General features: G+C 32.4%; 11 protein-coding genes. 1 reads left to right on the forward strand and 10 read right to left on the reverse strand.

Translation table 11 applies throughout. The features are described from left to right. Positions 1-54 precede the first annotated feature (54 nt). The 5 genes from RM697_RS02370 to RM697_RS02390 all read right to left on the reverse strand — a co-directional run bounded on the left by RM697_RS02370 (position 55) and on the right by RM697_RS02390 (position 9,270). Positions 55-2,823: a gluzincin family metallopeptidase gene (locus tag RM697_RS02370; RefSeq protein ID WP_311426242.1), complete on the reverse strand. Its 2,769-nt coding sequence runs from the start codon at positions 2,821-2,823 to the stop codon at positions 55-57. A gap of 66 nt (positions 2,824-2,889) precedes the next feature. Beyond that, the gene (locus RM697_RS02375) at positions 2,890-4,158 is read right to left on the reverse strand and encodes an endonuclease/exonuclease/phosphatase family protein (protein WP_311426243.1); all 1,269 of its coding nucleotides are present in this window, start codon (positions 4,156-4,158) and stop codon (positions 2,890-2,892) included. Positions 4,159-4,194: 36 nt separating this feature from the next. Then, positions 4,195-4,884: an LOG family protein gene (locus tag RM697_RS02380; RefSeq protein ID WP_311426244.1), complete on the reverse strand. Its 690-nt coding sequence runs from the start codon at positions 4,882-4,884 to the stop codon at positions 4,195-4,197. Between the two features lie 12 nt (positions 4,885-4,896). Further along, the gene (uvrA, locus tag RM697_RS02385) at positions 4,897-7,740 is read right to left on the reverse strand and encodes an excinuclease ABC subunit UvrA (protein WP_311426245.1); all 2,844 of its coding nucleotides are present in this window, start codon (positions 7,738-7,740) and stop codon (positions 4,897-4,899) included. 111 nt (positions 7,741-7,851) lie between these two features. Further along, positions 7,852-9,270, reverse strand: a complete 1,419-nt coding sequence (locus RM697_RS02390) for an alpha/beta fold hydrolase (RefSeq protein WP_311426246.1) — start codon at positions 9,268-9,270, stop codon at positions 7,852-7,854. Positions 9,271-9,404: 134 nt separating this feature from the next. Between RM697_RS02390 and RM697_RS02395 the strand changes: the two genes are divergently transcribed. Continuing rightward, positions 9,405-9,929: a DUF8685 domain-containing protein gene (locus RM697_RS02395; RefSeq protein ID WP_311426247.1), complete on the forward strand. Its 525-nt coding sequence runs from the start codon at positions 9,405-9,407 to the stop codon at positions 9,927-9,929. Positions 9,930-10,045: 116 nt separating this feature from the next. On the opposite strand, the gene RM697_RS02400 is transcribed toward RM697_RS02395, so the two are convergent. From RM697_RS02400 to RM697_RS02420, 5 genes are read right to left on the reverse strand one after another with little or no spacing between them, the layout of a single operon-like run. Continuing rightward, complete coding sequence (locus RM697_RS02400; RefSeq protein ID WP_311426248.1) at positions 10,046-11,143, reverse strand: hypothetical protein; 1,098 nt, start codon at positions 11,141-11,143, stop codon at positions 10,046-10,048. 42 nt (positions 11,144-11,185) lie between these two features. Then, positions 11,186-12,076: an ATP-grasp domain-containing protein gene (locus RM697_RS02405; protein WP_311426249.1), complete on the reverse strand. Its 891-nt coding sequence runs from the start codon at positions 12,074-12,076 to the stop codon at positions 11,186-11,188. Beyond that, positions 12,076-12,744: a DNA alkylation repair protein gene (locus RM697_RS02410; protein WP_311426250.1), complete on the reverse strand. Its 669-nt coding sequence runs from the start codon at positions 12,742-12,744 to the stop codon at positions 12,076-12,078. Before RM697_RS02410 ends, RM697_RS02405 begins: the two co-directional genes overlap by 1 nt. After that, positions 12,744-14,474 (reverse strand): gamma-glutamyltransferase, encoded by a 1,731-nt coding sequence (gene ggt / locus RM697_RS02415; protein ID WP_311426251.1) that lies wholly within the window; start codon positions 14,472-14,474, stop codon positions 12,744-12,746. The genes RM697_RS02410 and ggt overlap by 1 nt, the downstream gene beginning before the upstream one ends. Beyond that, positions 14,467-15,072 carry an acyl carrier protein phosphodiesterase gene (locus tag RM697_RS02420; RefSeq protein ID WP_311426467.1) on the reverse strand — a complete coding sequence of 202 codons (606 nt, stop codon included), beginning with the start codon at positions 15,070-15,072 and terminating at the stop codon, positions 14,467-14,469. Before RM697_RS02420 ends, ggt begins: the two co-directional genes overlap by 8 nt. Positions 15,073-15,081: the final 9 nt, after the last annotated feature.

Here is a 15,081-nt window from a genome sequence, read left to right on the forward strand (position 1 = left end):
AAATAAAAGAATCAAATTTCAATTATGAAATTGATAAATTAAAGAGATCTAAATTTAATACCATTTACGTCTAAATAAACCAAATAATGTATCTAAATCTGCTGTAAAAATAAATCTAATCTTTTGGTCGTAATTATCTTGTGCAATTTCCCATCCAAGGTTAGAATATACTGGGAAATAGATTTCAAAATAGTCTTGCACAAGATTTAACCGAATACCAGAGCCATAGACAAATTCCGCGTTGAAATCTTTATTTTTTACTAAGCCTAAATCACCATAAGCCTGTATATAACGCCAAATGGAAATACTTACATTGCTTGTTGTCATCCATTGATTGGCAAAAGCTGGTTGCAACTTTGATTTAAATCCACCTTCAGCTAAAATTAATTGCTGGCTAAATATTCCTGATGCTTCTGAACGTCCGAGATAATTATAGTCAAACAGGTAATCTGTTGGTCTATCTAACGCAAAACTAAAATAATTTGATGTTGGATCAGTATTGTTATAGATAAATAAACCTGCAAAAAACCTAAAGCTGAATTGCTGATTGCTATTTAATAATTTTCTATATCTATAATTAAATGATGCTTTTCCGAAATCTTTGGCAAATTGTAAATCGAATCTAGAATTCTCAAACTTTAACAAGTCTATATACGATTGCGAAAACCTTAAATTAAATACATTATAATCTGGCTCAACAACATCTACAATTGCGTCATCACCAATCTCTTGTTTTATACTAGAAAACCTGGCTAGGATGGAGTATCGTTTGTTAGATCTAAAATTGTCTTTATCCCTAAAACTTAAACGAATACTAGGAGTAATTTTTGTAACAAAGGCATCTTCAGCAAACGAAGAGTAACTTCCACCAACACCATAAGTTATACTAAATAAATCTTGATTTTTTTCAATGTTTTGTATGTAAAATACAGAGCCACCTCCAGTTAGAGCTCTTGAATTAGTTGCATACTGAGGCGAAAACCTGTAGTTAAGTCGTTTACGCAAAAGCGTCTTATTGTAAAATTTAGTCCCTAAGGTAAGACCATCGTAAATATTCTTAAACTGCACTATTGGCATTAAAAATATTTGATTATAGTAAGGGTCTTCAATGTCTTTTACTAATCGTAACTGCAAGGGCTTATTTCCAAAAATCGAAGGTTTTAAAGATTTATAATTATCTCGCAGATTAAATTCAGGAATAGTACCATCAAAGTTTAATGCTAGCTTATCTAAATTGTCTTTGGGTAGAGTGAGTGTTTTTTCTCCTGTTATATTTTCAATCCATTCTTTACTAACGATGGTATCGTTCTTTAACTTAAAGAGTGAAACAGGCATTGAGTTTTGTCGTTTATTTTTTATTGTAAACGTAACGGAATCCTCCTGTGTTTCAATATCTTTTATTCTAAAATCTAACTTTACTCTAGAAGCTATATATTCATTAAAAAACCAATCAATATTTTTTTCTGAATTTTGTTTTAAAATAGTTTCAAAAGCCTTAGTTTTCGTAGATTTAAGTTGATTATCTTTTAAAAATTGTTGAATCGATTTTTCTACGACACCATTATTTATAAAGTTATCTAAATAACGAAGACCTACACCTGCTTTATATTTTCCTGCAATACTTGCATTAAATTTTATGAGCGAATCTTTAGATGTTGTTAAGGGCTGATCTCTGTTCGTTCTTGCCATTTGCATATAATACAAATTAAACTGATCATTGTATTTTAAATCTGCTGCATGAAACGAGCGAATTCCCCAAATATTAGCAAGTGTTCCAATAAGTTTGGTATTTGGATAAAAAGTTTCAATGTACTTCATTAAATAATAAATGATTAGACCATCTCTTAACCAATAATCGGTTCTAGGATTTACCAAGAGTGTATTATCTAAATATCTTTTTAAAGCTGTTTTAAAGAGTTTTATTTCATATTGAAAGTTGTCTGGAAAAGGTCTTAAAAAATCAGGAAGTTGGTTTAAACCATAAAGTGGATCTTTTTTATATTCAATTTCTGAAACCAATAACGATTTATGAGGATATTGTCCAAGATGCTCAGTTATAAAACGAGTAATTTTATCTGTGATTATTGCTTTCTCAGCACCATCTATTCCCTTGTCTGGAAGATTAGAGATAATCGTAAAATCATCAGTCTGTACAAATTCATACGTTGAAAGTCTGGTAAAAATAATTTCACTACTTACTCTATCTTTTCCAGTAAAAAAGGTTTGTTGTTTACTTCCTAATGGCTCTGTATTAGCTCTGTCTAAATCTGAAACTAGGGTATAATTTAATGGATAGGTTAGCTTTAGAGTAATATCGTTTTTTTCTACATAAAGATCATCTATATTTTTATTACTATAATATTGCCAATTACCATCAAAAACAGCCAACGTCATATACCAATATTTTAAATTATAAACATTGTCTTCAGTAACACCATTAGACGTAAATTTATCACTAGGAACAATGACATCGTAGCTTAAAGTTAGCGTGTAAGATGATTTTGGTAAAACAGGTTGTTTTAAAAATACTCTAACCACATCTTGCTGATTATCTAATCTTTTAAAGGTTAAGTCTTGATTTTTATCACCTTTTATAGCAGAAATCATCGTATAGCCTCTATCTTTTTTCTTAGCAAAATGAAACTTGTTATTAAACTCCTCAGCAAAACGTTTAGCAAGTGGTGTTGATTTTGATGAGTAACTGTGATTCCAATCATTTAGATATAATGAAAATAGTGGTTGCTCGTAATTATTATAGAAAGTTATGGTTTGTTCAATATGAATAGTTTTGGTATATGGATCTAGCTCAGCATCAATAGTCATAGTGTTTTGTGCCTTAATTGTGACACAAAAAAGAAAACTAAATAGTATGTAGATATTGATTTTCAACTAGTTTTTAATAAATTTTAAAGTCTCTATGTTAACTTCAGGAAAACGTAAAAAGTATAATCCATTAGATAATTCTGAAACTGTAACTGTTTGAATTATTGAATTTGACAGCGTAATAGTTTTTACTAAATGCCCTAAAGCATCATATATTTCTATAGGACTTGTGATTACAATAGAAGGATTAATTTTTAATCGTAATTGATCTGAAATTAAGTTGCCATCAACAAACTCTATATTGGCCTCAGCTAAAAATTCTTGATTTGTAAGTGATGCATTGGTTTGTAGCTCAATCGTAACAGGCAGATGATCACTAAAGTTATGAAGCGCTTCTCTTATAGCAAAAGAAAAATCAGAGCCTGAACAATCACTGCTATTTATTCTGCTATTATAACAGTTTGGGTTGTTATTATTACCAAACACCTTATAAGAGTTAGCTACATAAGACAATTCAGGATCAATCATTAGATTTTCTGTTGTCATTATAAAATCGAAACGATCATCAAAACCTCCAGTTGCGCCTCCCAATCCTGTTTGTGTTCTCGTAGATTGTGTAAATACATCTAAGTAGTTTGTGTTATTACTCCAACTACCAACACGATCTGCAGGATCCATAAACCAAATATTATTGTTAAAGTCGGTTAGTGCCTGAAAACCATCTTCTGAACTTGTATACATATTAAAGTCACCAGCTAATAACACTTTGGTTTCTGCTGGTAAGAGGTCTAAATAATCTTCCAAGTCTTCAACCATTTGTTCTCTTAACGCTTCATTCGCAAGTCCATTAGATGCTTTGAGATGACAAACGATTGCAGTAAAATCAATAGGATTCGTATTTTGATCTGTAGAGTTTAATCGTAAGTTATAGACATTAAAATCTCTAAAAATTGTAGTGACAATATCTTGGCTTTGTAAACTAAATTTTTCACTATTGTAATAGATTAAATTCTGCAGATCGTTTTGATCACTTCCTGTATCATCAGATGTATTAAGCTCAAAATTGGCCATTTCAAAATTAGCAGATACATTGGTTTTAAGTGAATTAAGAATATCCATGGCTCCAGATTCATTATTGAGTTCACAAATCATAAATAAATCTGGCTCATAATCGTTTAATATTACGCCTAAATCGTCTATTCTATTTGGTACAGCATCTTCAAGAGGATAGTTAAGCACATTGTAGAACATCACTTTTAAGTTCTCTTGCCCTTTAACACCACTAAAACATAGCATAATGCCATAGATTAGCAATGTAATTTTTTTCTTTTTCATAGTTGTGTCATTGTTATAAGTAGGCGCTTAGATTTCCTAGAAATTTGGACTTAATCCGTATTCTTTATAGAAACTATCTAGGATGTTTATGACTTCATCAGATGTATCTACTAAGTGTATTAGATCTAAGTCTTTAGCACTAATATTGTTGTTTGATTCTAATAAAGTTTTCTTAACCCAATCCATTAAACCTACCCAAAACTCTTTCCCAACTAAAATAATTGGAAACTTTTCAATTTTATGAGTCTGTATTAGTGTAATGGCTTCAAATAATTCATCTAATGTTCCAAAACCACCAGGCATTACCACAAAACCTTGAGAGTATTTTACAAACATTACCTTTCTAACAAAGAAATAATCGAAATCAAGACTCTTATCAGAATCTATATAAGGATTGTCATGCTGTTCAAAAGGTAATTCAATGTTTAGACCAACCGAAGTTCCACCAGCAATATGAGCACCTTTGTTACCAGCTTCCATAATTCCTGGTCCACCACCAGTGATAACACCATAACCATGAGCTACAATTTTTTCAGCAACTTCTACAGCGAGTTTGTAGTATTTATGATCTGGTTTTGTCCGTGCAGAACCAAAAATTGATACACAAGGACCAATTTTACTGAGCTTTTCGTAACCATTAACGAATTCACCCATGATTTTGAAAATTGCCCATGAATCATTGGTTTTAATTTCATTCCAGCCTTTGTGATTGTGTTCTTTTCTCATAATCGTTTCGTTTTATACGTTTTGTTTCACTAATTCCTTTTTTAAGAATTTAGCTGTGTAACTTTTTTTATCTTTTATTAATTGTTCTGGAGACCCTTTGGCAACAATTTCGCCACCACCTTTTCCGCCTTCGTAGCCAATATCTATGATGTGATCCACCATTTTAATAACATCTAAGTTATGCTCAATTATTAAAACCGTATTGCCTTTGTCTACTAATTTATTAAGGACTTGCATTAACACTCTAATATCTTCAAAATGAAGACCAGTCGTAGGTTCATCTAGTATGTAAAAAGTATTGCCAGTATCTCGTTTACTCAATTCTGTAGCTAGTTTAATACGCTGTGCTTCACCACCAGAAAGGGTTGTGCTCTGCTGACCAAGTGTAATATACCCTAAGCCAACATCTTTTATGGTTTTTAGTTTTTTGTGAATTTTTGGAATATGCTCAAAGAAATCTACAGCTTCATTTATGGTCATATTTAGGACATCACTGATCGATTTTCCTTTATAACGAATTTCTAAGGTTTCTCTATTAAAACGTTTGCCTTGGCAGGTTTCACATTCTACATAAACATCTGGTAAAAAATTCATTTCTATAACACGTAATCCACCACCTTGACAAGTTTCGCAACGACCTCCTTTTACATTAAAACTGAAACGTCCTGGCTTATAACCACGAATCATAGCCTCAGGGATTTTAGAAAATAAACTTCTAATTTCACTAAAGGTTCCAGTATAAGTAGCAGGATTACTTCGAGGTGTTCGTCCTATTGGTGATTGATTAATATCAATAACCTTATCTATATGTTCTAATCCTTTAATGGATTTATAAGGCATTGGTCGTTTTACGCCATTAAAATAATGTGCATTCATTATTGGGTATAGCGTCTCATTTATAAGCGTTGATTTACCACTACCAGAAACTCCTGTGACGCCTATCATTTTACCAAGCGGAATTTCTATGGAGACATTCTTTAAATTATTCCCTGTGCAACCAGTGAGTTTTATCGACTTTCCGTTTCCTTTTCGTCGTTTTGCTGGCACCTCAATTTCTTTAGTACCATTAAGGTAATCAGCAGTAAGTGTATTGTGTGATTTTAGTTCATCAGGATTTCCTATACTTATTATTTCGCCACCATATTTACCTGCTTTTGGACCAATATCAATAACATAATCTGCACGTTCTATCATATCCTTATCGTGCTCAACTACGATGACAGAATTTCCAACATCTCGAAGAGATTCTAAAGAATTAATCAATTTTTCATTATCACGTTGATGTAAACCAATACTAGGTTCATCTAAAATATAAAGGACTCCAACGAGTTGAGAGCCAATTTGAGTTGCCAAACGAATACGTTGCGCTTCTCCTCCTGATAGTGATTTAGAACTTCGGTTTAAGGATAAATAGTTCAAGCCAACATCTAATAAAAACTGAAGTCTGGTCTTGATTTCTTTTATAATCTCTTCAGCAATTTTTAGTTGCTTTTCACTGAGATTATTACTTAAGCTACTAAACCATTCTGAGAGTTCGGAAATATCCATATGTGCTAATTCCGAAATATTTTTGTCATTCACTTTAAAGTAAAGTGATTCTTTTTTCAATCGAGAACCTTCGCAAGTAGGACATGATATTTTATCCATATAATCTTTAGCCCAACGTTTTAAAGATCTAGAGTCTGAATTTTTATACTGACTTTCAATAAAATTGGCTACGCCTTCAAAATCAATATTATAATCTCTTGTAACACCAAGACTTTTACTTTCTACTGAGAACTTTTCATTGCCACCGTAAAGTATCATCTCTTTAGCGTCCTTAGGAATAGATTTATATGGATCACTTAACGAAAACTTATAGCGTTGCGCTATCGTTTCAAACTGCTTAAATATCCAACTGTTTTTTTGAGGTCCATGAGGTGCTAATGCACCATTTTGGATAGATAGACTATCATCTGGAATTATTTTTTTCTCATTAACTTTATAAAGTTCTCCAATACCATTACAATTGTCACAAGCACCTTTTGGAGAATTAAAAGAAAAGTTATTAGGTTCTGGATTTGGATAGGATATTCCAGAAGAAGGACACATTAAATTACGACTAAAATAACGAACTTCACCAGAATCTTGATCTATAACCATAAGTACATTATTTCCATGATACATGGCTGTGTTAATAGTTTCAGTTAAGCGTTTATCATTATCTACTGTAGCATCAATTTTAAGACGATCGATGACTATTTCTATATCATGTGTTTTATAACGATCTAGTTTCATGCCTTTAACAAGGTCTTTAATCTCACCATCTGTTCTAACTTTCACAAACCCTTGTTTTGCTATTTGCTCAAAGAGTTCGCGATAATGTCCTTTCCTAGATCGTATAACTGGAGCTAAAATATTAATGCGTTTGCCTTCAAAACTGTTAACAATGAGTGCTTTAATTTGCTCATCACTATAGCTTACCATTTTTTCGCCAGTATTATAACTGTAAGCATCACTTGCTCTGGCAAACAATAGACGTAAGAAGTCATAAATTTCAGTGATAGTTCCTACAGTAGATCGTGGCGATTTGCTTGTTGTTTTTTGCTCGATAGCAATGACAGGAGAGAGACCATCAATTTTATCTACATCTGGTCGTTCTAATCCACCAAGAAATTGCCTTGCATACGCGGAAAATGTTTCGATGTAACGTCGTTGACCTTCGGCATAAATCGTGTCAAATGCTAAAGACGACTTCCCACTTCCAGATAAACCAGTAATTACAACTAATTGTTCTCTAGGAATCGTAACATCGATGTTCTTTAAATTATGAACACGTGCACCTTTAACTTCAATATGCTCTTCAAATTGACTCATAAATGGGTTAAGCTACCTGTTGGATAGACAAAGTTGCAAAGTTACTCATTTGAGTATTAAAAAAGAAAGGCTTAACACTTTGTTATAAACAAAACTTTAGGCATTAAATCCTTAATTAAATTGGATAGGATTTGGTGTTTTAGCACAAGCATCATCTACTTTTTCTAATGGATTATTTAGAAAACCCTTAGCCATATTAAAGAAACATAAGTTAATAGGACAATGACCATCGTTTGGAAAGACAACATGAGAACCATTTTTTAAGGATTTTAAAACTATCTCTCCGTTAGAAGGTGGCGTTACTGGATCCCATTCTCCACTAATTAGTAAGGTAGGAATATCAGATTTTAAGGCTATCATAGGAGTTTGGTCTGCTGTATTTGAAGGCCAATGTTTCATAACATCAGGATCTGAGCCAAACAGGCTAATTCCTGAGCTTAGTAGTGGGTATTGCGCTGCATCCTTTTGCAGTAAACTTTTATTCTTAAACTTTTTCTCATCAAGGCTATTCACTGACCAATATGTAGCAACATTGATTACACTTAATCTGGCTGCAAAAGCTTGGATTGATTGAGAGAGCACTTCTGTATTACCAGACTTAAATGCCATGATAAAATTAGGTGTATTAGCTATGGTTTGTCTGTCATACAGTAATTGCTGTAATAGTAGTAAGAAATCTTGCTTATTAATTACAAAATTAGTTTCGCCTATGAGAAACGTTTTTGGTTGTTTATCTAGAGCCTTACAAATGGCTTCAAATTCTAATTTAAGATTTGGGTATTTTGTATTGCAGTCTGCATCTTGTTTACAAGTCGTAAATAGGAGTTCAATAGAACGATTAATATTTGTGTAAATTTTATCGTATAATCTTATTTCTGGTGGAAACAAACCTGATAAAATAGCTGTTCTTACACTATTTGGGTACAACTCCATATATTTCATAGACAATCGTGTGCCATAAGAACCTCCAAATAAATTGAGTTGTTTATAACCCAAATGTTTCCTGAGAGCTTCTAAATCTTTGGCACTCTCTGTGGTCCCAAAAGCCATTTTAAAGGATTGGTCTTTTAAAGATTTTATACAATCTGAACTAGCTTCTAGCAATGCTTCATCTTCTTTGTCTAATGTAATATCACTAGCCATTAGTTCTAAGAACGATGCACTTAGTCCTGGGCAAATTTCATTAGAAAATCCAATACCACGTTGATCATATAAAATAAAATCGCGATCAGCATCTAAATTTATATTGGCGTATAAATGTGCTGATGGTAAAACATTTCCACCTGGTCCACCCTGTACAAAAACTACAGGATCTTCTTTAGGGTTTTCAGATTTAGATTTAAAAACGATATAAGCAATTTTGGTGTAACCTTGAGATAAATCACTCCATGTGTTTGGAACTTCAACATAACCACAGTCATCATAAGGTATCGTAATTTTATCTTTAAATTCACAAGAGTCATTGTCTTGCGATTGGCAAGACCACGTTGCTAGAAAAAGGAAGCAGAGTAAAAGTGATTGTAATCTCATTATAGCTGATTTAGTATTAAAGTTCTCAATAATTCCTGAAATAGAATTATGTATTAACATAAATATAGGAAATCCTTAAAATAGTTTTGAATAATTAGTATACTTGTTACAACAAATCATTTAATAAATTGCATATGAAATTACTTGGCATTGGATCTCGGATTAACCATTCTGAATTTGGAAAAGGTGTGGTCACTAATGTAACGGCAATACATTATTGGGTAACCTTTATTGATAATGGATTAGAAACTATTGATATTGATTCTGAATTTGAAGTTATCGACGCTGCAGAAGATGAGGTTGATACCGTTAGCTTTTATGAGGTAGAGAAAAGTTTACTTGATATACTTAAAAAATGGAGTGATGTTTCTGAAGTGGTTTCAATTGCAGATAAATGGAAAGGTGGTAAACTTATTATGCAACCAGGTGACGACAATTTAAAGTCTAATGAATTGCCTATTGATAAGTTTTTTCATAAAATAACGATGGTTCGTGATCGCTTGCGCGTTATGGAACAAAAGATTAATTCTAGTAATTTAGAGGAACAAGAGAAAATAGACCTTCAGCAATATATTACCAGAAGTTACGGAAGCTTAACCAGTTTTAATGTGCTTTTTAAGTTAAAGACTCAGCAGTTTGTTGGGCAACGTTCTAAATAGTTAATAGTAAGTAGGTTTGTCATTTTTATAGTAATGGCGAAATCTTATAAATAGATATCTCGACTCCGCTCGATATGACATTTAATCAACTATTTAATTTTGGATAGAGTATTGAATTAATATTTGATGTAATACAATAATTCTTTTTTTAAAATATTTGCTAGCCTTTCTGAACTTTCATAAAGTGAATCATTTATGGTGATTATACCACCTTCTTCAGTTAATCCTAGTGTATCTGTATCTTTTGATTTATAATTTACTAAAATAGAGAACCTGGAATCTTTAAAATGACCATCTTGATTTAATGGCTTTAATTTTTTATAAGCTTTTATGAATTTATTTAAAAAAGTTCTGTTTGTGATCACTTTTTTATGTATTCTATCATCATTAGATTCAAATAAACTTCTTAAATACATATCTTGAATTGGGATAGGTGAGGACATTCCTGTTCTCATGAAAATGACATCTAAACTAGAAATATCATCTTTTTTTAATTCATCTTTATTTTGAATTCCAATAACATCTCCAATCTCAATCCCTAAAAATAGTAGTTTGTGAAATGTTGGCATCTGAGCACCACTTTCAGTTGTGATCCAATTTGTCCATGTGGCCTCTAAACCATCGATTGGTAGAATAGAGGTCCACATTTGAAAACTCTTAGGTTTACCGAAATCATCTAAATGCCATAAATACGAATCTCCAGGTGTTGATCCGCCAGATGTATAGGTAACTAACAATGCTTCTTTATTATCTTTGGTTTTTACTAAACGACGCTCTACACCTGGATCAAATACTTTATATGGAGCTACTAACCAAAAGGTGTCATTATTAAAGTAGGACAATCCTTTTTTAATATAATCTTGTTTTTCAATACCATTATATTCGTTGTTAGCCACAAAAACTTTAGAGCTATCTTTTTCTTCTAAATCTAGTAAAACAATGAAATGATCCCAATGAACTTCGCATGTATTGTCAGATTTAAACCATTTGTAATGGTGTCTGTTTTCAAATGTAAATTCAATATAATCTGTGTTATGATAAGCGTTATCATTTAAAGCATCTAGCATTTTAATGGCAAGATTATCAGCATCATTTCCTTGCGCACCCTCTGGTAGAGGCTCATTGTATTTAAAAAACAAAAACCCAAAGAATAGGAGCGATGGTAAGGTTAGGAACACAATTGTACCTAATATTTTTTTAAATCTTTTAGTCATTTTTTTATTTATTCCGCTTCATTTGCGGAACGACAAAACGTATCAAAGGGCTTCTTTAATACCTTCGGCTAAAATCTCAGCAGCTTTTGGATGATTTCTAAACCAAAGTTCGGGTTCTATTAATTCTAACTCTGCTAGTGCTAATTTTCCGGAATTATCAATAAATGCATCAACCCTTGCATATAAAGGCATTTCTTTACAAGCATTCACAGTATTCTCGGCAAATTTCACCTCTTCTTCTGAAGCTATGTAATTATGTACTGTACCTCCAAAATCGTCTTGAACTCTAAAATCGCCTTGTTTCGCCTTTTTTAAAACTGCATGTGTAAACTGTCCATTAAAGACCATAAAGGAGACTTCACCTTTACTCACAATATTATGTTGAAAGGGTTGTAATATCATAGATTGTTGAGCTATAAGCTTCTCAAATATTGCTTCATGCTGCGGAATAGTTTCAGAATTTAAACGATAGGTATGCCATCCACCACCAGACACACAAGGTTTAAGCACTGTTTCAGCCCAATTTAACTCTTCGTGAATTTGTTTCAAGGATTTTAAAGAGCCTTTCTCAATAAAATAGGTTTCTGCTATATGCACACCATTGTTGCTTAAATCTTTTAAATAATGTTTATCAATATTCCAACGAATAATTGCCTCAGAATTAATGAGTCTTGTTTGTTTTGAAACCGTATTCAACCATGATGAGAATTCATCAAAGCGGTCAAAATAATCCCAAGTTGTTCTAAATAAAACAGATCTTGTTGAAGACCAATCAAAATGCTCATCGTCCCAAGATAATCTCAGAGTTTTTAATCCAATTTTCCCTAATGCATTTTGAAGTAATGCATCTTCAACGATGACATTTTTCACATAACCATCTATGTCATTTGGGTAAGCATGTTTTCTGTCAGTAAGTATAACTACATCGTACATTATTGTATTCGTTTTAATGCCTCACGAGCGCTTAAAGGTTTTAATTTATTTGTTTCAACAAAGTTAAGTACAGCATCAGGATTAGTTTTGCTGTATTCTCGTAAAGCCCAACCAATAGCTTTTTGTATAAAAAATTCTTTAGAGTGCTTATGAGCTAGGCATTGTTCAAAAAGTATGGTTTCATCTGTTCGTTCTTTGTAGCCCAATTGAAATAAGATAGCAGAACGATTTAACCACATATTATCTGATTGCGATATTTTTGTAATAACCTCTTGTTTGTTTTCCCAGAATTGTAGAAGGTAAGAACCTAAAATATGCTTTGCAATAAAATCTACAGTATCCCAATGCGAGTTTGTATAGATTAATGCTGTGATATATTCTAAATCTTCTTCTTTGTATTTTTTGCTTAATATTTTAGCTAAAATTTCAATGGCGCAATAGTGATATTCTCGCTCTGACTTAGCGTATAAAGTTTCAGCAATGTTGCGTACATTCTTAATAACGTCTTCTTTATGATTGGCTAGTACTTCTTTTAATAGTTGCTTTCTAAGAGGTGATTTTACACCTAAAAAGGGAAACTGACGTTTCATGTACTCATGCATTTGCAAAGCGAATTCTGCATGTCGTTCTGATTCTAAGCGATTTGTTAGTTCTGTAATAAAATTCATTAGTAACCCTTTGCAGTGTCGTCTCCTCTAGAATCAGCTCCTGCTTCATAAGTACCATCCTCTCTAACTAGAATAGCATCAACTTTTCCAGTTATAATATTAGTTTTTTCAACAGTCTTATAACCTAAGCTCTTTAGTTGATTTAAGAGTGATTTATTAAACCTATCTGGTTCAAAAGTAATTTGATCTGGTAGCCATTGATGATGAAAACGTGGTGCATCTACAGCCTCTTGCATGGTCATACCATATTCTTCTACATTTAAAATAACTTGTGCTACAGTGGTAATAATTGTAGATCCTCCTGGTGTACCAACAATCATCCATAAATCGCCATCTTTTTCTACAATTGTTGGAGTCATAGAACTTAGCATTCGTTTTTTTGGTTCTATACTATTAGCTTCGGCACCTACCAAGCCATATAAATTGGGTTCTCCTGGTTTACTACTAAAATCATCCATTTCATTGTTGAGAAAAAAACCTAACTCTTCAATAAAAAGTTTTGAACCATATGCTCCATTTAGAGTTGTTGTTACCGAAATAGCATTACCATGTTGGTCTACAATAGAGTAGTGCGTAGTTTCATTACTTTCGAGAGGTAAATCGCTAGCTTCAAAACTGTAACCTTCAATCATACCAAAACTAGTTGAGTCTGATGATGTTGCTTTATTGAAATTGAAATCTTTCATGCGTTCTTCTAGATACACATCGCTCAATAAATGCCGCTTAGGAATATCAATAAAGTCTGGGTCACCCAAAAAGAAACTTCTATCTGCATAGGATCGTCTAGCAGCTTCTGTAAATACTTGAACCATTTTCTTAGAATTATGACCATAAGACTTTAGATCATAAGGCTCTATAGTTTTTAAGATTTGTCCTAAGCATATGCCACCACTAGATGGTGGAGCCATTGAAATTATTCTTAAATCTTTATAATTAAAGGTTAGAGGCTTACGCCATTTGGACTCGTATTGTTTTAGATCTTCATGTGTAATTATACCTCCTTTTTCTGAAATCTCATCGATTAGAATATCAGCAGTTTTACCTGTGTAAAATTCAGTATAGCCATATTTAGAAATTCGTTTTAAAGTTTCAGCAAGTTTTATGTTTTTAAGTGTATCTCCTTGCTTTATTGTAGCATTATAAATGATTGGTTTTTCATTAACAACTTTAAATATGCTATCGTATTTTTTGAAACGAGCAGCTTGCTTTTCTGTAACTATAAAACCGTTTTCAGCTAATGCAATGACTGGTTTAAGTATGGTTTCAACAGGAAGTAAACCAAATTCAGCATGTGCAGTAAAAACACCTTCAACACTGCCAGGTACACCTATAGCTAAAGCACCTTGAGTGCTTAAATTTTCAATAATGTTTCCGTCTTTGTCTAAGTACATATCACGTGTTGCCGCAAGTGGTGCTTTTTCTCTAAAATCTAGTGTCTCTGAGAAAGTATTTTCTAATCTATATACCAAAAAACCACCACCACCTAGATTACCTGCGTAAGGATAAGTTACTGCTAATGCAAAATGTGTTGCGAGCATCGCATCAAAGGCGTTACCACCTTGTTTCATAATATCTACACCAATTTTAGAAGCTTCTTCTCTAGCTGAGACCACTAGACCATTTTCAAAACTAGCAATGGGTTTATCTTTAGTTGTATTTTTACTTTTACTGTCTTTACAGGAAACGTGTATTACGAACATTAATAGTAAAAGATAAAATCCTTTATTCATAGTTGTAGGTAGCTTTTAAGTCTAACAAAATCTGGTTAGAGAATAATCTAAGTTCCTCAAAAAAAACAGTGAATTCATTTTCAAATTCATCATAATATAACTGTAATTCCTTAACAGCTTTATTCATTTGAGATTTATTTTGTGTTCTCCGATTCATACCTTCTAAAACCCGCTGTATACCTTCAATGTTGGCGTAGCTTAAAAGCCAATTATCAGAAATCATATGTGGCATCATTCGTTTAATACGCATAGGTAATATTTCTAAATTATTCTCTAAAGTGTCATAGAAATTATGTGTGTATATTTCTAAATCTATTTGAGAATACGATGTCCAATTCTTAGCAAGATAATGATCATATAAAATATCTACAATAACACCACTGTAATGTCCATAATTTTTATGAAGCCGCTTAGTACTTTGCTTAACTATGATGTTTGAGTCTGTGAATGTATCTATCTGTCTATGCAAAAGAATACCAATTTGAACTGCTTTTGGGTAATCTTTGTAGGTTTTTCCTCGTATACCATCTGCAATAAAATTACCAATTGTAATTAAGTCATCATCACCAGAAAGATAAATATGAGCCAAAAAATTCATTAGCCTAAA

Origin of the sequence: Microcosmobacter mediterraneus, from assembly GCF_031846265.1 — a bacterium.
GTDB lineage: Bacteria > Bacteroidota > Bacteroidia > Flavobacteriales > Flavobacteriaceae > Microcosmobacter > Microcosmobacter mediterraneus.

Excerpts from the sequence above, each read along its gene's own strand:
- RM697_RS02370 (WP_311426242.1), bottom strand. The coding sequence starts at position 2,823 with ATGACTATTGATGCTGAGCTAGATCCATATACCAAAACTATTCATATT.
- RM697_RS02375 (WP_311426243.1), bottom strand. The coding sequence starts at position 4,158 with ATGAAAAAGAAAAAAATTACATTGCTAATCTATGGCATTATGCTATGT.
- RM697_RS02380 (WP_311426244.1), bottom strand. The coding sequence starts at position 4,884 with ATGAGAAAAGAACACAATCACAAAGGCTGGAATGAAATTAAAACCAAT.
- uvrA (WP_311426245.1), bottom strand. The coding sequence starts at position 7,740 with ATGAGTCAATTTGAAGAGCATATTGAAGTTAAAGGTGCACGTGTTCAT.
- RM697_RS02390 (WP_311426246.1), bottom strand. The coding sequence starts at position 9,270 with ATGAGATTACAATCACTTTTACTCTGCTTCCTTTTTCTAGCAACGTGG.
- RM697_RS02395 (WP_311426247.1), top strand. The coding sequence starts at position 9,405 with ATGAAATTACTTGGCATTGGATCTCGGATTAACCATTCTGAATTTGGA.
- RM697_RS02400 (WP_311426248.1), bottom strand. The coding sequence starts at position 11,143 with ATGACTAAAAGATTTAAAAAAATATTAGGTACAATTGTGTTCCTAACC.
- RM697_RS02405 (WP_311426249.1), bottom strand. The coding sequence starts at position 12,076 with ATGTACGATGTAGTTATACTTACTGACAGAAAACATGCTTACCCAAAT.
- RM697_RS02410 (WP_311426250.1), bottom strand. The coding sequence starts at position 12,744 with ATGAATTTTATTACAGAACTAACAAATCGCTTAGAATCAGAACGACAT.
- ggt (WP_311426251.1), bottom strand. The coding sequence starts at position 14,474 with ATGAATAAAGGATTTTATCTTTTACTATTAATGTTCGTAATACACGTT.
- RM697_RS02420 (WP_311426467.1), bottom strand. The coding sequence starts at position 15,072 with ATGAATTTTTTGGCTCATATTTATCTTTCTGGTGATGATGACTTAATT.